The sequence below is a fragment of the Nocardioides sp. YIM 152588 genome, assembly GCF_040191335.1.
Lineage (GTDB): Bacteria > Actinomycetota > Actinomycetes > Propionibacteriales > Nocardioidaceae > Nocardioides.
In genome coordinates this window covers 1-16,636 of sequence record NZ_JBEGDJ010000011.1, presented here as the reverse complement: position 1 = coordinate 16,636, position 16,636 = coordinate 1, and the positions used below count along the sequence as shown (strand labels likewise).

Annotated in this window: 16 protein-coding genes; 12 read left to right on the top strand and 4 right to left on the bottom strand. The window is 72.4% G+C overall.

The genetic code is table 11. From position 1 onward, the window contains the following. Window positions 1-8 precede the first annotated feature (8 nt). From ABLM29_RS07840 to pilM, 4 genes are all read right to left on the bottom strand, one after another. Complete coding sequence (locus ABLM29_RS07840; RefSeq protein WP_349713503.1) at window positions 9-1,256, bottom strand: hypothetical protein; 1,248 nt, start codon at window positions 1,254-1,256, stop codon at window positions 9-11. A gap of 97 nt (window positions 1,257-1,353) precedes the next feature. Beyond that, the gene (locus tag ABLM29_RS07835; protein WP_349713502.1) at window positions 1,354-2,013 is read right to left on the bottom strand and encodes a type 4a pilus biogenesis protein PilO; all 660 of its coding nucleotides are present in this window, start codon (window positions 2,011-2,013) and stop codon (window positions 1,354-1,356) included. Then, window positions 2,010-2,924, bottom strand: a complete 915-nt coding sequence (locus tag ABLM29_RS07830) for a PilN family protein (protein WP_349713501.1) — start codon at window positions 2,922-2,924, stop codon at window positions 2,010-2,012. The genes ABLM29_RS07835 and ABLM29_RS07830 overlap by 4 nt, the downstream gene beginning before the upstream one ends. Then, the gene (pilM, locus tag ABLM29_RS07825) at window positions 2,921-4,039 is read right to left on the bottom strand and encodes a type IV pilus assembly protein PilM (protein WP_349713500.1); all 1,119 of its coding nucleotides are present in this window, start codon (window positions 4,037-4,039) and stop codon (window positions 2,921-2,923) included. The genes ABLM29_RS07830 and pilM overlap by 4 nt, the downstream gene beginning before the upstream one ends. Before the next feature lie 187 nt (window positions 4,040-4,226). Here pilM and ABLM29_RS07820 point away from each other — a divergent pair, with 187 nt between their 5' ends. The 12 genes from ABLM29_RS07820 (at window position 4,227) to ABLM29_RS07765 (ending at window position 16,537) form a co-directional block, all read left to right on the top strand. Further along, window positions 4,227-5,351, top strand: coding sequence for a type IV pilus twitching motility protein PilT (locus tag ABLM29_RS07820; RefSeq protein WP_349713499.1), 1,125 nt, complete (start codon window positions 4,227-4,229; stop codon window positions 5,349-5,351). Continuing rightward, window positions 5,348-5,848, top strand: a complete 501-nt coding sequence (locus ABLM29_RS07815) for an RsiG family protein (protein ID WP_349713498.1) — start codon at window positions 5,348-5,350, stop codon at window positions 5,846-5,848. The genes ABLM29_RS07820 and ABLM29_RS07815 overlap by 4 nt, the downstream gene beginning before the upstream one ends. A gap of 123 nt (window positions 5,849-5,971) precedes the next feature. Beyond that, complete coding sequence (locus tag ABLM29_RS07810) at window positions 5,972-7,651, top strand: GspE/PulE family protein (RefSeq protein ID WP_349713497.1); 1,680 nt, start codon at window positions 5,972-5,974, stop codon at window positions 7,649-7,651. Further along, window positions 7,638-8,819, top strand: coding sequence for a type IV pilus twitching motility protein PilT (locus ABLM29_RS07805; protein WP_349713496.1), 1,182 nt, complete (start codon window positions 7,638-7,640; stop codon window positions 8,817-8,819). Before ABLM29_RS07810 ends, ABLM29_RS07805 begins: the two co-directional genes overlap by 14 nt. Before the next feature lie 27 nt (window positions 8,820-8,846). After that, window positions 8,847-10,058, top strand: coding sequence for a type II secretion system F family protein (locus tag ABLM29_RS07800; protein ID WP_349713495.1), 1,212 nt, complete (start codon window positions 8,847-8,849; stop codon window positions 10,056-10,058). Window positions 10,059-10,068: 10 nt separating this feature from the next. After that, window positions 10,069-11,355, top strand: coding sequence for a prepilin-type N-terminal cleavage/methylation domain-containing protein (locus tag ABLM29_RS07795; RefSeq protein ID WP_349713494.1), 1,287 nt, complete (start codon window positions 10,069-10,071; stop codon window positions 11,353-11,355). A gap of 8 nt (window positions 11,356-11,363) precedes the next feature. Next, entirely contained in the window at window positions 11,364-12,077 is a 714-nt protein-coding gene (locus ABLM29_RS07790) for a PilW family protein (protein ID WP_349713493.1), read from the top strand. Further along, on the top strand, window positions 12,074-13,780 hold the full coding sequence (locus ABLM29_RS07785) for a hypothetical protein (RefSeq protein ID WP_349713492.1): 1,707 nt from the start codon (window positions 12,074-12,076) through the stop codon (window positions 13,778-13,780). Before ABLM29_RS07790 ends, ABLM29_RS07785 begins: the two co-directional genes overlap by 4 nt. A gap of 157 nt (window positions 13,781-13,937) precedes the next feature. Then, window positions 13,938-14,351, top strand: coding sequence for a type IV pilin protein (locus ABLM29_RS07780; RefSeq protein ID WP_349713491.1), 414 nt, complete (start codon window positions 13,938-13,940; stop codon window positions 14,349-14,351). 201 nt (window positions 14,352-14,552) lie between these two features. Then, on the top strand, window positions 14,553-14,993 hold the full coding sequence (locus ABLM29_RS07775; protein WP_349713490.1) for a type IV pilin protein: 441 nt from the start codon (window positions 14,553-14,555) through the stop codon (window positions 14,991-14,993). A 152-nt stretch (window positions 14,994-15,145) separates the two neighbouring features. Then, entirely contained in the window at window positions 15,146-15,742 is a 597-nt protein-coding gene (locus ABLM29_RS07770; protein WP_349713489.1) for a hypothetical protein, read from the top strand. A gap of 45 nt (window positions 15,743-15,787) precedes the next feature. Then, a complete protein-coding gene (locus ABLM29_RS07765) occupies window positions 15,788-16,537 on the top strand; it encodes a FliA/WhiG family RNA polymerase sigma factor (RefSeq protein WP_349713488.1) in 750 nt (249 codons plus the stop codon). Window positions 16,538-16,636 lie beyond the last annotated feature (99 nt).

Below are 16,636 nucleotides of genomic sequence, written 5' to 3'. Positions count from 1 at the left end.
GGCCACGCTCACGAGGCGGCGAGCGGGACGAAGGCGACCTCGAGCGCGTCGAGCTCGTGCGGCTCGGCGATGCCGCGCAGCGCGGCGCGGACCCGGTCCACCGCGGCGTCCAGCGTCTCCACGTCGGCCGCGGTCGCCTCGTCGCTGGTGTCGAGCACCAGCGCGGCGAGGTCCCGGCGCAGGCCGACGGTGACCAGCCCGGTGTCGCCGCAGCGCAGCGCCGACTCCAGCAGCATCGCCTCGAACGACGCCAGGTCAGCGTCCCGGGCGTGCTCGCGGGCGGCCCGCTGGTCGTCGGGCTCGGCCTCGCGGGCGGCGGACATCCGCTCCTCCGCGTGCTCCAGCAGCTCGGTCACGTCGGCCTGGTGGCGCGGCAGCCGGATCGGCTCGCGCACGGGGCCGTCGGCGAGGTGGTCGGCGGGGGCGAACGCGGCTGCGGCCTCCTCGGGGATCATCGACAGCGCGACCCGGCGGGCCTCGCCGACCGCCTCGCGGTGGCTCGACGACGTCGCCATCGTCTGGGCCACGGGCAGCAGCGGCGCCGCCCGGCCCAGCAGCGGGCCGGCGGCGTGCAGGTCGGCGGCCCACTGGGCCAGCGCGGCCTCGCGCGGGCGGCCCTGCTCGGCGTACCGCAGCGAGAGGTCGCCGTAGCCCACCGACGCCACGGCCTCGGTCGGGGCGTCCTCCGTCGCCGGCGGCTCCTCCTGGGCCACGTCCGGGTCGGCGTCGAGGTCGGCGTCGAGGGCGATCACCGGTCCGGCGTCCAGGCGCAGCGAGCTGAGGTCGTCCGGTACGGCGACGCGGTGCTCCTCCGCGCCGACCCCCGCCCAGTCCCGGTACGCGTGCTCGGGCTCGGGGTCGGGCTCGGGCTCGGGCTCCGCCACGTCCACCTCGGCCACGGGCTCCGCCACGTCGACCCCTGCCACGGGCTCCGCCGCATCGTCTGCGGCGTCGACCCCTGCGCTCGCCTCGTCCTCCGTCACCGACGCGGGCGGGGTGACCGACAGCGCCTCCAGCCAGGCCAGGGTGGCGGCGGGCGTGATCACCTCCTCCTCGGGTGCTTCGGCCGCGGCCGCGCGGGACAGGTCGCGGCCACCGGACGCGGCTCGCCGCGGCGCGGGCGTCTCGTCCAGGTGGACCTCCCGCTGCCGGGCGCGGGCGGCGAGCAGCAGCCCCACCGAGATCAGGGCGAGGACGCCGAGGACGGCGCCGACCACGACGGTGGTGGTGCTGAGGGGGAGTGCGTCGAGAGACATGGGGAGCTCCTGTCGGTGGTCTCACCCTGCTTGTCGGCACCGTGGTGCCGTCACCTGAGCAGCCGCGACCCGGCGACGGGTCCGACGGTGGGATCGACTACTGGGTCGACTGCGGGTCCGGCGCCGTCGCGGGCGGGTCGTAGCGCAGCCGGGTCGCCACGTAGGTGTTGCCGAGCAGGGTCACAGTGACCTCGCCGGCGCCGGTCTCGTCGCCGCCCTCCAGCCCCACCGAGGTGACCAGGAACGCGCGCTCCATCGTCTCGAGGTTGGCGAGGAACCGCTGGACCTGGTCGTAGCGTCCCTGCACGCTCACCGAGACCTCCTGCTCGCCCACCTCGGCGGTGGGCGCCTCGGCGTCGGTCGCGGTCGCGTCGACGGCGAGCACCCGGCCGTCGGCGGCGAGCAGCTCGGGCGCCGAGGGGTTGAGGGCGGTGACCTGGTCGGCGGGGATGCCGGCCTTGCGGGCCGCCTCGTGCACCGCGGCGAAGTAGCGCGGCTGCTCCGCCGTGGGCGGGAACAGGGCGGCCATCTGGTCGGCGACGGCGCGGTAGCGGGGCAGCTCGTCCTGCTGCGCCTTGAGCGTCGCCACCTGCGCCCGCAGGACGTCGTTGCGGTCCCGGGCCAGGTCGATCGACTCGCGGGTGTCGGAGGTCTGGCCGAGGACCGGCCCGATCGCCAGGAACCAGCTCGCCGCGAGGAAGAGCAGGAGGGCGCCGAGGCCGACCGCGAGGGTCCCGGGGACTGTGCGAAGGTTCACTGCTCCGCTCCCTTCGTCAGCTCGTCGCCCAGCGAGTCGTAGCGCCGGCTGAAGGCCTTCGGGGAGAGCCCGAAGGAGCCGGAGAAGTCGACCTGTACGGCGTCGCCGGTGGTCGTCGTGTCGATGAAGGGGTCCACGAACAGGCCGCTCTCGTCGAGCGCGACCACGAGGTCGCTCACCACCTCCCGGGAGGTGGCCGTGCCCTGCACGGTGACGCAGGCGATCGCCGTGGTGGTCGCGAACGGGTCGGGCCCGGGGCACCCGGTGGCGATGAGGCCGTGCGCCGGGTCCTCGGGGTCGTCCACCCACACGGCGCCGTCGGCGCCCTCGACGGTGACCAGGTCGACGGTGAGCGAGGTGACCGCCGCGCCGGGCGGCAGAGCCGCGCCGAGACCGTCGAGCATCGTGGAGAACGCCACGTCGTCCTGGGTCGCGAGCCGGCCGGTGGCGACGCGGCGCTGCACGCCGTCGACGTAGAGGCGGACCGGGGCGAGCGTGCTGGCCTGCTGGGTCAACCCGCGGCCGACGGCCTCCTCGCCGCGCAGCTGCTCCTCGGCGCGGTGGAGGTTGAACCGCAGCCCGGTCCACACGAGCGCGATCACCGCGACCAGCACCAGCCCTGCGGCCAGGAAGCGGTGGCGCATCTGGTGCACCCGCAGCTGCTCGAAGACCCACGGCGAGAGCAGGTTGACGCCCGAGCCGTTCTGGTGGGTGTCCTTCGCCGCGGACCTCCGTGTGGAGCGCTTCCCGGCCCGGCGTCCCTTCGGGGCGTCGGACCTGGTGGTGGTCCTGGTGGTGGTCCTGGCAGTGGTCTTGGCGCTGTTGGGCGCGCGGCGCACGGTGGGCTCCGCGGGCGCCTCGGTCCCGTGGTTCCCGCCCGCCGGTGTCCCCGCCGATGTCGTGGTGCTCATGCGGTGCCCGCCAGCGCCAGGCCGAGCGGGACCAGCATCCCCGGATCGTCGGCGAGTGGGTCGCGCTCCCCGCGCCGGGAGACCAGGCGGGGGAGTACGTCGGCCGGCACGAAGCGCTGCGTCGGCAGGTCCAGCGCCATGCCGACCAGCTCGTCGAGGCCGATCAGGTCGGCGCCGCCACCGGTCAGCAGCACCCGCTCGGGGGTGTGCTCGGGGTGCGCCGCAGTGTGGAAGTCCAGGGTCGCGCGGACCTCGGCGGCGAGCTGGCGCGCGCCGTCGAGGACGAGCCGACCGACGAGCTCCTCCTGCCCCAGCTGCCGGCCGGCCTGCGGGTCGGGAGCCCCGGCGGGGACCCGGGCCGGGAGCCGGCACGTCCGCTTGAGCTCCTCCGCCTCCGCCCACGGCCGACCGGAGCGGTCGACCAGCGCCTGGGTGAGCAGCGAGCCGCCGACGCCGGCGATGACGCGGACGAAGTGCGGCCGCCCGCCGCTGTGCACGGCGACGGCGATCTTGTCCGCGCCGACGTCGATGATCGCCTCCGGCGTACCGTCGGCGAGCGAGCCGTCGCGGGCGCCCGCCCGGGCGGCGGCCCGCACCAGCGCCAGCGCGGACAGGTCGGCGACGTGGGGCCGCAGGCCCGCGGCCTGCACGGCCCGCACCATCTCGTCGACCGCCCCGCGGGCGGTGGCGACGAGGAGGATCTTGACGAAGCGTCGGGGGGCGCCGAGGTCGTCGTCCATCCGCTCGTACTCGTCGAGCGTGAGGTGATCGATGTTCGCGTCGTCGACCGAGACCGGCAGCAGGTCGGCGACCTGGAAGCGCAGCGCCTTCTTCAGGTCCGCCGGGGGCATCCAGTCCAGCTCGAGCTGGCGGACCAGGACCGAGCCGCTGCCGACGCCGATCCGGACGTCCTTGGTCTTGAGGCGCTGGTCGTGCCAGAGGGTGCGGATGGCCTCGGTGACCTGGCGTGCGCTCTTCACGCTGCCGGCCTCGACGGCTCCGGGCGGTAGTGGCACCTCGCCGCCGCTGACGAGGCTCGGCGCGCGGCCGGTCGACAGCGCGACGGCGCGGACCGCCGAGCTCCCGATGTCGAGTCCCACCATGGTGCGTGCCATCGCCACCCCCACGATCCGTCCGTCCGGGGCCGGTGCGGCCCCGGTCCTCCTGCCGTTGCCTATCGGCGGGTTCGGCACGTCACTTGACCCCGAAGGTGAAGAAATTCCCGCACGCCTCAGGTGCGGGGGGCGTGGGCCGATGTCCCGTCCGTCGGGGCGAGGAGTCCCTGGAGGCGGAGGAGGCCGTATGAGCGCGATCCCGGGTGCGCTGCTGTCGCTGCTCGACGCCGTGGTCCGCAACGGCGCCTCCGACCTGCACCTGCGCCCCGGCGCCACGCCGAAGCTGCGGATCTCCGGCTCGCTGGTGCCCGTCGGCGAGCGGCCCTACGACGCCGCGGAGGTCGAGGGCCTGGTCCGTGCCTCGATGAGCGCGGACACGCTGGCCACCTTCGAGGAGCGGTTCGAGGCCGACTACGCGGTCGCCGTTCCCGGGCTGGGCCGGTTCCGCGTCAACGCCTTCCGCACCATGGGCGAGGCGGGCTGCGTGATGCGGCGGGTCAGCGACGCGCCGACCACGCTCGCCGAGCTCGGGCTGCCGGAGGTGATCTCGGAGCTGGCGCTGCGCCCGCGGGGGCTGGTGCTGGTGACCGGCCCGACCGGCTCGGGCAAGACCACCACGCTGGCCGGCATGATCGACATGGTCAACGAGAGCCGGTCGGTGCACGTGCTGACCCTCGAGGACCCGATCGAGATCCTGCACCGCAACAAGACCGCCACGGTCACCCAGCGCGAGCTCGGCAGCGACACCCTGGACTGGGCCTCCGCGCTGCGCGCGGCGATGCGGCAGGACCCCGACGTGATCCTGATCGGCGAGCTGCGCGACAGCGACACCGTCCGCTCGGCGCTCTCGGCCGCCGAGACCGGGCACGCGGTGTTCGCCTCGATGCACACCACGGACGCGCGCGAGACCGTGCTGCGCCTCGTCGACTTCTTCCCGCCGCACGAGCAGGCGCGCGTGCGGGCGGCGCTCGCGACCACCCTGGAGGGCGTGGTCTGCCAGCGGCTGGTCCGGCGCGCCGACGGCCGCGGCCGGGTCTGCGTGACCGAGGTGGCCGTCAGCGACGCCCGCTTCGCCGACGCCGTGGCCGACCCGGACAAGACCGGCGCGATCCCGGACATCCTCGCCGCCGGCGAGTACTCCGGCATGCACACCTTCGACCAGCACCTCCTCCAGCTCGTCACCTCGGGGGTGGTCGAGGTGCCGGACGCGCTCGCGGCGGCCAGCAACCCGCACGACTTCTCGGTGATGCTGCGCCGCTCCGGGTGGCAGCCGGACGGTGGGAGCCGGCCCAGCCTGCAGGGGGCGTCGTGACCACCGCACAGGTCCGCAGCAACGTCGGCCGCACCGTCCCGATGGAGCCCTCCCCGCACCTGGAGGGGCTCAGCCTCGGCGAGCTCCGCTCCTACCGCGGCTGCCTGCGCAACGAGGAGGAGCGGGTCTCCTACTGGCGCCGGCTCGTGCACGCCCGGATCGACCTGCTGGAGGCCGGCGGCGCGGGTGGCGGGTCGCTCTCGCTGACCGACCTCGCCCGCGCGCTGGGCGACACCGGCACCGGCCAGGCCCGCCGGGCCCTGCACCGGGTCCGCGTCGCGGACCCCCTGCCGGAGCTGCCGGTGCTGGACGAGGTCTGGATGGTCCCGGCCGACGACGCCGGCCGCGACGAGGCGGTACGACGGCTGCGGGGCGCCGAGGGCCAGCTGACGGCGTACCGCTCCGCACTGCACGAGCGGATCGACGAGGCGACAGCGGAGCTGATGGTCCGCTACCGCCGGGACCCGGCCAGCGCACTGACGGTGCTCTCCGCCTGACGGCACCGACCGAACGGGCCGATCGGAGGCGGCCGACCGAACACGGCGCTCAAGTCCGGGTGAGCGCGTGCCGACATGTCCGGTACCGGGAGGAACCCTCCACCGCCGGGAAAGGGGGTGACCATGAGCCAGACCGACCACGCGGCGACCGTCGACGCCCTGCTCGCCCATGGCGAGGTCACGCCCGAGCAGCTCGACCGCGCCCGGCTGACGGCGGAGGTCGAGCAGGTCTCGATCCTCGACGCGCTGCTCGCCGACGGCGTGGTGGACATGCGCACCCTGCTGCGGATGGCCGCGGTCGCCGCCGGGGTGGACTACGTGGACCTGACCGACTACCCGGTCGACGTCACGGCCGCCTCGCTGATCCCCGGCGAGTTCGCGCGCCGCTACAACGCGCTGCCGCTGAGCCGATCGGGCGCCGAGCTGGTGGTCGCGGTGCCGCTGCGGGCGCTCTCGGACCTCGACCTCAAGGACGACGTGGCCCGGCTCTCGGGCCGCCGCGTGCGGTTCGTGCTCGGGAACCGGCTGGAGATCGCGCAGCGGATCAACCAGGTCTACCGGGCCGAGGGCGAGCTGGCCGACCTCACCTCCAACCTGGCGGTGAAGGAGGAGCAGCCCGACCTCGACTCGTTCACCGAGGTCGCCGACGACGCGCCGGTGGTCCGGTTCGTCACCCTGCTGATCTCGCAGGCGATCTCCGACCGCGCCTCCGACATCCACATCGAGCCGACCGAGCACGACGTACGGGTGCGCTACCGCATCGACGGCGTCCTGCAGGATGCCCACCGGGCCCCGCGCAGCATCCACGCCGGCGTCGTCTCCCGGCTCAAGATCATGGCCGAGATGGACATCGCCGAGCGGCGCATCCCCCAGGACGGCCGGCTCACCGTCAACCACCACGGGCAGCCGATCGACCTGCGGATCGCGACGCTGCCGACGGTGTGGGGCGAGAAGATCGTGGCCCGAGTCCTGGACAACACCAACACCCGGCTCGACCTCGGCGACCTCGGGTTCAGCGCGCCCAACCTGGCGCGGTTCGCCGAGTCCTACGACAAGCCGTACGGGATGATCCTGGTCACCGGGCCGACGGGCTCGGGCAAGTCGACCACCCTCTACGCGACGCTGAACGTGCTCAACCAGGCGCACGTCAACGTGATCACCGTCGAGGACCCGGTCGAGTACCGGCTCGCCGGCATCAACCAGGTGCAGACCAACAACAAGGCCGGCCTCACGTTCGCCTCCGCGCTGCGCTCGATCCTGCGCTCGGACCCCGACATCGTGCTCATCGGTGAGATCCGCGACCAGGAGACCGCGACGATCGCGATCGAGGCCTCCCTCACCGGTCACCTGGTGCTCTCCACGCTGCACACCAACGACGCGCCCTCGGCGGTGACCCGGCTGGTGGAGATGGGCATCGAGCCGTTCCTGGTCGGCTCCGCGCTGGACGCGGTGGTGGGCCAGCGGCTCTGCCGGTCGCTGTGCGAGCGGTGCCGCGAGGCCTACCGGCCCAGCGACGAGGAGCTGGTGGCGCTGCGCTTCAAGCTCCGCGACGACGTGGACCACATCTACCGCCCGGTCGGCTGCACCTCGTGCGCCGGCACGGGCTACCGCGGGCGGCTGGCGCTGCACGAGGTGATGTCGATGTCGGAGGACATCGAGCGGCTCACCGTCACCCGCGCCTCCACCGACGAGATCGCGAAGATCGCCCGCCGGCAGGGCATGGCGACGCTGCGCGAGGACGGCTGGCTGAAGGTGGAGCAGGGCAAGACATCGATCGAGGAGGTACTCCGTGTCGTGGGCTGACCCGCAGGCGCATGCCGGCCCGAAGCAGGAGCTCGCGCTGGACGAGCTGCTGCTGAAGGTCAAGGAGCTCGGCGGCTCCGACCTGCACCTCACCGTCGGCGCGCCGCCGACCATCCGCATCCGCGGCGAGATGACCCCGGTGCCCGGCGAGGCGGTGCTCAAGCCCGACCTGCTGCGCGCCGGGCTCTACGCGGTGATGACCGAGCGGCAGCGCAAGGTGTTCGAGGACACCCGCGAGCTCGACTTCGCCTACGCGGTGCCGGGCCAGGCGCGGTTCCGCGTCAACGTGTTCTGGCAGCGCGAGAGCGTCGGCGCGGTGATGCGGCTGATCCCGTGGGACATCAAGCCGCTGGCCGACCTCGGCATGCCGCCGTCGGTGGACTCCTTCGCCCGCCTCAAGCGCGGCATGGTGCTGGTCACCGGGCCCACCGGCTCGGGCAAGTCGACGACGCTGGCCGCGATGCTCGACCTGATCAACCGGACCCGGCGCGGCCACATCATGACGATCGAGGACCCGATCGAGTTCCTGCACTCCCACCGCGGCTGCCTGGTCAACCAGCGCGAGGTCGGCGGCGACACCCACGACTTCCGGCACGCGCTCAAGCACGTGCTGCGCCAGGACCCGGACGTGATCCTGGTCGGCGAGCTCCGCGACCTCGACACCATCTCGGTGGCGCTGACGGCGGCGGAGACCGGCCACCTGGTGCTGGCCACCCTGCACACGCAGTCCGCGCAGGACACCATCAGCCGCGTCGTCGACGTCTTCCCGGCCAACCAGCAGCAGCAGATCCGCACCCAGCTGGCCGCGACCCTCCAGGGCGTCGTCTGCCAGACGCTGGTGCCGACCGTGGACGGTGCCGGGCGGATCCCGGCCGCGGAGATCATGGTCTGCAACCCGGGCATCCGGGCGATGATCCGCGACGACAAGCTGCCGCAGATCCCCGGTGCCCTGCAGTCCGGCGCCCGGGAGGGCATGCAGACGCTCGACGCGCACCTGGCCGCGCACGTGCGGTCGGGCCTGATCACCCGCGAGGCCGGGCTGGAGCACTGCGCCAACCGGGAGGACTTCCTGACGCTCGTCGGCTCGGGCGCGAGCCTCCCCCCGGGGACCGCGTACGCCGGCAAGGCGCCCGGCGTCGCCGCGGCCCACTCGCAGGGCTGGTCCTGACCCGGTGCCGCAGGAGGGGAGCGCCGCATGAGCATCCAGTACGCCTACAAGGTCCGTGACACCGCGGGCCGGTTCCGGCAGGGCAAGGTCAAGGCCGACTCGGAGACCGCGGTCGCCGAGAAGCTGCTCGCGATGGGCTACGTCCCGCTCGAGGTGAAGATCGCCGGGGTCGGCCTCGCGCGGGAGCTCAGCTTCGGCCGCAAGCGGGTCACGATGAAGGACCTCGCGGTCTTCGCGCGCCAGCTGGCCACGATGGTGGACGCCGGCCTGACCCTGATGCGCGGGCTGACGATCCTCGCCGACCAGGTCGAGAACCCGGAGCTGCGGCGCGCCCTGCACGAGGTGAAGAAGTCGGTCGAGGGCGGCCAGAGCCTGTCCGGCGCGTTCGCCGAGGACCGGCGTACCTTCCCGTCGTTCCTGGTGAGCATGACCCGCGCCGGCGAGGTCGGCGGCTTCCTGGACGTGGCGCTCAAGCAGGTCGCGGAGACCTTCGAGGCCGAGGTGAAGCTGCGCTCCAAGATCAAGGCGGCGATGACCTACCCGGTCGTCGTCTTCTGCATGGCGATCATGATGTGCATCGGCATGCTGATCTTCATCGTCCCGATCTTCGAGGACATGTTCCGCGACCTCGGCGGGGCGCTGCCGCTGCCGACCCGGATCCTGGTGACGCTCTCGGGCTTCGTCCGGTTCGGGGCGCCGATCTTCGTCGTCGTGCTGATCGCCTTCACCGCCTGGTGGCGCCGCCACGGCCAGGACGACGGCGTGCGCGAGATCGTCGACCCGCTGAAGCTGAAGGCGCCGGTCTTCGGCGACCTGTTCACCAAGATCGCGCTGACCAGGTTCTCGCGGAACCTCGGCACCCTGCTCTCCTCGGGCGTCCCGATCCTCTCGGCGCTCGACATCGTCTCGTCCACCACCGGCTCGAAGGTCGTCGAGCACGCGGTCTTCGACGTCCGCAAGTCCGTGGCGACCGGTGAGTCGATCGCCGGTCCGCTCTCCGAGCACGAGATCTTCCCGCCGATGGTGGTGCAGATGATCGCCTCCGGCGAGGAGTCCGGCGCGGTGGACCAGATGCTCAAGCGGATCGCGCAGTGGTACGAGGAGGAGGTCGAGGCGACCACCGAGGCGCTGACGGCGCTGATCGAGCCGCTGATGATCGCCTTCCTGGGCGTCATCGTCGGCGGCATGATCATCTGCCTCTACCTGCCGATGTTCTCGATCTTCGACCTGATCAAGTGAGCGTCGGACGATGACCACCAGCGGCGTCGGCCGACGCGACCGGGACCAGCGCGACGGGGGCTTCACCCTGATCGAGGTCGTCGTCGCGTTCGGCCTGTTCGTGGTCCTCGTCGTGGCCAGCATGGTGCTGCTCTCCTGGACCCAGCAGAGCACCCGCGACAACTCCTACCGGACCACCGCGCTCAACCTCGCCGCGCGCGAGCTGGCGATCACCGCCGACACCTTCAACTCGCTGCTGCGCGGGCCCGACCAGGTCGAGATCAACCAGGTGGTCAACCCCGACCAGTTCCCGGGCGGCACCGACGGTGACCCGCTGGTCGTCGACAACGTGCCCTACACCGTCACCCGCACCGCGCAGTGGTCCGCGGTGGGGTCGTCGGCGGCCTCCACCTGCGACGAGGGGACCAGCCAGGAGCTGGCCTACCTGCGGGTGCGGGTGGAGGTCACCTGGCCGGGCGGCGAGGAACGCCCGGTCCGGATGAACACGGTGCTCACCCCGCTCAAGGGGACCTACTCGGTCACCGACGGCCACATCGGGCTGAAGGTGATCGACCGCGACGGCCTGCCCCGCGGCGGGCAGCCGGTGACGATCACCGGCCCGTCCGGCACCCGGACCGGCTCCACCGCCTCCGACGGCTGCGTGCTCTTCGCGTTCCTCACCCCCGGCACCTACACCGTGACGATGGACCGGCCCGGCTACGTCGACCTGAACGGCGACGCCACGTCGGTCCGCACCGTCACCGTCACCGCCGGCCAGCTCTGGCGCGGCAGCGCCTCCTACGACCAGGCGGCGTCGGTCGCGGTCACGTTCACCACCGAGAGCGGCTACGCCCTGCCCGCGACCAACACCATCCCGCTGATGTTCACGACCAGCGCCGGCAGCGTCGAGCGGACCGGCACGGGCAACACCCGCACCGTCGGCGACCTGTGGCCCTACGCGTCTGGCTACGAGGTGTGGGCCGGCCGCTGCCTGGACAACGACCCGGCCAACCTGGGCGAGGCGCGCGAGCCGGTCGTGGCGGCGAACCCCGGCGCGACGACCAGCGTCGACGTGCCGCTGGCCCCGCTGACGGTCGACCGCGGCAGCGGCGCCCGGACGATCACGGCGACCTCGAACCCGAGCATCGACAACCCGCAGAGCCCGTGCTCGAACATCACCGTCACTCTGGGCACCACCGCCGGCGGCGTACTGGCGACGAGCCTGCCCTACGGCCGGTGGACCATCGCGGACGGTACGTCGACCGCGGACGTCACCCTGACCAAGGCGGCCGGGCCGCAGACGGTGAGCCTGCCGTGACGGCGCCGGTGAGCGGGCCCCGCGACGAGGGCATGACGCTGATCGAGCTGATGGTGGCGATGGCGCTGAGCATGCTGCTGGTGGGCGGCGTCGGCTCGTTCGCCGTCGTCGGGATCCGCACGTTCGACGCCGCCGAGGCGCGCACCGACAACATCACCACCGGGCAGGTCGGGATGGCGGCGTCGACCAAGGTGATCCGCACGGCGGTCCTGCCCGACCAGCTCAACGACGCCGGCTGCACGAACTGCGCCGACTCGGCGATCGTCGAGGCCAACAGCAGCCAGATGTCGTTCTACGCCAACCTCAACAACACCGGCGGCGGGCCCAGCCTGGTGACCCTGGAGACGATGGCCGACCCGGCAAAAGCGGGCACCTCGATGCTGCGCCAGACCACCGTGCCGCCCATCATCGCCAGCGACGGCTCCTACAGCTTCTGCAACATCACCGCCTCCGGGTGCACCTTCACCCGCCGGGTGCTGGCCCGCGGGCTGCCGGACCTGACCGTGGGTCCCGTGGTGTTCCGGTACTACGACTTCGACGGGGACGCCCTGCCGACGGGCACGATCTCCGGCGACAACCTGATCAAGGTCGCCAGCATCGACGTGACGCTCACGATCCAGCTGCGGCCCGGCCAGACCCGGCACCCGTCGCAGACGCTGATCCAGCGGGTCACCCTGCCGAACGCGGACGTGAACGTCCTCAACGACTCGGACACGACGTGAGCGCGGCCGTCCGCCCGGTCCGGGACCGGGGCTACGCGATGCTCGTCGTGCTGGCCACGATGAGCATCCTGATCGGCCTGCTCACGGTCACGCTGACCTACGCCACCCGAACGATCCGGACGGTCGCCAGCGCGGGGGACTGGAACCAGGCGCTGCTGGCCGCGGACTCCGGCGTCTCCGACTACCTCGCCCGGCTCAACGCCAACGACAACTACTGGCAGACCGTCGACTGCACCAACCCGGCGCTGCAGGGGCCGAGCGCCGGCACCAACACCTGCGGCTGGGGTGCCACCACGACGGTGGGCTGGGCGAACGTCCCCGGGGGACAGGGCGCGCAGTTCCACTACGACGTCAACACCACCTCGACGCCCTCGAACGGCACCGTGGTGCTGACCGTCAGCGGGCGGATGCGCAACGAGGTGCGCACCATCCAGGTGCGGATGCGGCGCGGCGGCTTCGGCGAGTTCCTCTACTACACCGTCTACGAGACGATCGACCCGGAGAACGAGGCCATCTACGGCTACAAGAACTCCACCGCGATCAGCCGCTGCACGAAGTACTACTACGAGGGCCGCGACACGTCGTACTGCCGCGACATCAACTTCGTCACCGGCGACGTCATCGACGGCCCCCTGCACACCAACGACGCGATGCTGATGTACGGGACCCCCAAGTTCAACGGCATCACCACCACGTCGTGGCCCAGCTGCAACAAGAACAACCCGAGCACCTGCTACCGGCGCAACGGCTCGCCGAACCCGACCTTCACCAAGGGCATCGCCTACCGCGACGAGGTGCAGCTGCCGGAGAGCATCGGCGACCTCAAGCAGTACGTCGACCCGAGCCAGTCCACGTCCGGCTGCCTCTACACGGGTCCGACCCGGATCACGATCAGCAACGGCAGCGGGACCACCCCGTCCACGATGCGGGTGTGGAGCCCGTGGACGACCAGCGTGAAGTCCGGGTGCGGCACCGTGCCGCTCAACGGCTCGACCTCGATCCCGATCCCGAACGACAAGCTGATCTACGTCCAGAACGTGCCGGCCACGCAGACGGCGCCGGTCTCGGGGAAGACGAACCCCGGCACCGGGGCGTGCCCGGGCGGCTGGATCGGCAACAACTACCCGCTCTCGGGCGGCACCACCAGCGGCGACTTCAACCAGACGCTGGACGAGGCGAAGTGCACCTACGGGACCGTCTACGTCGAGGGCACGCTCAAGGGCCGGCTCTCGATCGCGGCCGAGAACAACATCGTGATCACCGGGGACCTCGTCTACAGCGGCGGGCGCACCGGCACGGACGCGCTGGGCCTGATCGCCAACGAGTCGGTGAAGATCTACCACCCCGTCCGGTGCACGAACTACAGCTCGTACCAGAAGGAGTGTCGCGACGGCGACAACATCTCCCGGCCCAACAGCGCGGGGACGTTCAGCGACCCCGAGATCAACGCCGCCATCCTCACGCTGCGGCACAGCTTCACCGTGCAGCAGTACCAGTTCGGCAACCGGCTGGGGGACATCAACCTCTTCGGCACCATCGCCCAGCGGTTCCGGGGCCCGGTCGGCACCACCTCGCCCACCGGGTACCTGAAGAAGTACGTCTACGACACCCGGATGCGCTACGCCCCGCCGCCGTTCTTCCTCGACCCCGTGCGCAGCGCCTGGGGTGTCAAGACGTACGGCGAGCTGGTCCCGCGCTACTGACGCGGGGGTGGCCGGTGACGGCGCGGCCGACATTTTACTTTCCCGGCTCAAGTCGCCCCGGTGGCGGGCCGATCCATCTAGCGGAGCCGAGGTCAACAGCCTGAGCGACTCGGTCCGGCCTCAACGAACTCGGGCACCAGAGCGAGGAGACACCCTCATGGCACGACCCCAGCAGTCCACCACCGAGAAGGACCAGGGCTTCACCCTGATCGAGCTCCTGGTCGTGATCGTGATCGTCGGCATCCTGGCCGCCATCGCGATCCCGGTCTTCCTGAACCAGCGGCAGAAGGCCGTCGACGCCGGCATGAAGTCGGACCTCAAGAGCGCCGCGACCGTCGCCGAGACGATCACGGTCGACAGCCCGACGTCCACCACGGCGTTCACGCAGGCGATCCTCGAGGGCGCGGGCTGGAAGAACGACAGCTCCACCACGTTCACCGTCAGCGGCACCCCGGCCGCCGGCGACTTCTGCATCTCGGCCAACAACAGCGCCGGCACCACCACCGCCACCGAGCAGTGGGTCTACGACGCGGCCGACGGCGGCCTCCAGGCCACGAAGGGCACCTGCTGACGGTCGTCCCACCGTCTGGGGCGGTCGTCCCACCGTCCCCTGCGCGGCGGTCGCCGGTTCCCCGCCGGCGGCCGCCGCCCACCATTTCACCGGTCCGCCTCACGTCGGCCGGTCCCCCTGCCGATCCACACCCTGAGAGACACCAGCCGGACCCCGCCGAGGTCGGTGTCACCGAGCAGCACCGACCCAAGGAGAACAACCATGACGATGGACACCGTGCGGAAGCCCGAGGCCGAACGCGACCAGGGCTTCACGCTGATCGAGCTGCTGGTCGTGATCGTGATCGTCGGCATCCTGGCCGCGATCGCCATCCCGACCTTCCTGAGCCAGCGCCAGAAGGCCGTCGACGCCGGCATCGAGTCCGACCTCAAGGCCCTGGCCACCATCGAGGAGACCGTCTACACCGACGGCGCCGGCTACAGCGCGACCAAGGCCACGCTCGACGCCGCCGGCTTCAAGCCCTCGTCGGGCAACGTCATCCAGATCGCGGTCACCGCCAACGGCTACTGCCTCAAGGGCACCAACACCGGCGGCTCGCAGACCTTCTGGCACGACTCCTCCGCCGGCGGCCTCTCCAGCGGCACCACCGCGCCCACCGGCGGCATCTGCGCCGGCGCGACCCTGGCGACGGTCTATCCCTGATCCTGACCGCCCACGGTGGCGCGTCGCCCGCGGGCGGCGCGCCACCGTGCTTTTTGGGGGCGATTTCCGTCCCGCACCCCTCAAGCCGGCGCCGCCGCCGGCCGATAGGTCACTGGACAGGTGCCTTCCCGACCGCGAGGAGCTGACGAGACATGAGCGACGTCATCTGGGAGCAGGACACTGTCGGTGGTGGCTTCGCCGACCTGCAGCACGACCTGGCCGCACTGACCCGGGTGATGCTCGGCATCCCCGCCGGCAGCGGGACGCGGGTCGCCGCGGCGCCCGCCGTCGAGGAGATCGCCGAGTCCGCTGTCGAGGCGGTCACGGCTGAGCCCGTCGCGGGCGGGTCGCCGATCGACGGGCTGCCGCCGTTCGAGCGGCTGCCCCTGGTGGTGCCCCAGCTGGAGTCGTACGACGAGCTGCCGGCGCCCCGGGTCGACTCCTGGGACCGCCTGGGCGAGGAGCCTGCACCCGTGACCTCGCCCGAGGTCGTCGCCGAGGTGGCCGAGGTCGTCGAGGTCGCCGAGGGCGTCGAGGTCGCCGAGGTCGCCGAGGAGGAGCCCGCGGCCGAGGATCTCGTGGCCGAGCCGCTCCCCGGCGTACCGGCCCGGGAGCCGGTGGTCGAGGTCGAGCCGCTGGTCTCGTTCGCCCCGCTGGAGGAGGTCGAGCCGCTGGTCCCCGTGGAGCCGGTGCTGGACGTGCGCAGTGCCGCGCAGGTCCTCAGCGAGCTGCGCTTCCTCGACGACTGACGCACGCCGCGGCGGACCTGACCGGATCGGGGGAGGACGGGACGGATGGAGCAGACCACGATCGACGGCACCGACGGGGCCGAGGCGGAGCTGTGGGCCGACTATCGGCGTACCGGATCGGCCGAGCTGCGCAACCAGCTGATCCTGCGCTACGCGCCGCTGGTGAAGTACACCGCGGGCCGGGTCCGTGCGGACCTGCCGCCCAACGTCGAGTCCGCGGACCTGGTCTCCGAGGGCGTGCTCGGCCTGGTGGACGCCATCGAGCGGTTCGAGCCGGACCGCGGCCTGGAGTTCCGCACCTACGCCGTCACCCGGATCCGCGGCGCCATCATCGACAGCATCCGCGCCGCCGACTGGGTGCCGCGCTCGGTGCGGGGTCGGCAGCGCGAGATCGACCGCGCGGGGGAGGCCCTGCGCCAGCGCCTGCACCGGACGCCGACCGACGAGGAGGTCGCCGCCGAGGTGGGGATCGCCGTCGCCGAGCTGCGCGCGGCGCGCGCCCGGCCGCGGTCGGTCTCGGCGGCCGCCGACGAGGAGCTGGCCAACCTGGGCGACTTCACGCCGCACCTGGACGAGATGTTCGAGGACGAGGACACCCGGGCCGAGCTGATGGACGCCGTCGCCCGGCTGCCCGAGCGCGACCGGATCGTCATCGCGCTCTACTTCTTCGAGGGGTTCACCCTCGGCGAGATCGGCATGATCCTCGACGTCACCGAGTCGCGGGTCAGCCAGCTGCGCACCCGCGCGATGCTCGCGCTGCGCACCCGGCTGGCCGAGGCGCTCGCGAGCGCCTGACCCGCTCGCGCCCGGTTCAGGCCGGGGTCGCCTCCTGGTCCGGGGCCGGCTCCTCGGGCGCGCCCCGCGCCGGCCTGGTCGGGCGCGTCGGGCGTGGCC

Excerpts from the sequence above, each read along its gene's own strand:
- pilM (WP_349713500.1), bottom strand. The coding sequence starts at position 4,039 with ATGGCACGCACCATGGTGGGACTCGACATCGGGAGCTCGGCGGTCCGC.
- ABLM29_RS07830 (WP_349713501.1), bottom strand. The coding sequence starts at position 2,924 with ATGAGCACCACGACATCGGCGGGGACACCGGCGGGCGGGAACCACGGG.
- ABLM29_RS07840 (WP_349713503.1), bottom strand. The coding sequence starts at position 1,256 with ATGTCTCTCGACGCACTCCCCCTCAGCACCACCACCGTCGTGGTCGGC.
- ABLM29_RS07780 (WP_349713491.1), top strand. The coding sequence starts at position 13,938 with ATGGCACGACCCCAGCAGTCCACCACCGAGAAGGACCAGGGCTTCACC.
- ABLM29_RS07810 (WP_349713497.1), top strand. The coding sequence starts at position 5,972 with ATGAGCCAGACCGACCACGCGGCGACCGTCGACGCCCTGCTCGCCCAT.
- ABLM29_RS07820 (WP_349713499.1), top strand. The coding sequence starts at position 4,227 with ATGAGCGCGATCCCGGGTGCGCTGCTGTCGCTGCTCGACGCCGTGGTC.
- ABLM29_RS07775 (WP_349713490.1), top strand. The coding sequence starts at position 14,553 with ATGACGATGGACACCGTGCGGAAGCCCGAGGCCGAACGCGACCAGGGC.
- ABLM29_RS07765 (WP_349713488.1), top strand. The coding sequence starts at position 15,788 with ATGGAGCAGACCACGATCGACGGCACCGACGGGGCCGAGGCGGAGCTG.
- ABLM29_RS07770 (WP_349713489.1), top strand. The coding sequence starts at position 15,146 with ATGAGCGACGTCATCTGGGAGCAGGACACTGTCGGTGGTGGCTTCGCC.
- ABLM29_RS07800 (WP_349713495.1), top strand. The coding sequence starts at position 8,847 with ATGAGCATCCAGTACGCCTACAAGGTCCGTGACACCGCGGGCCGGTTC.
- ABLM29_RS07795 (WP_349713494.1), top strand. The coding sequence starts at position 10,069 with ATGACCACCAGCGGCGTCGGCCGACGCGACCGGGACCAGCGCGACGGG.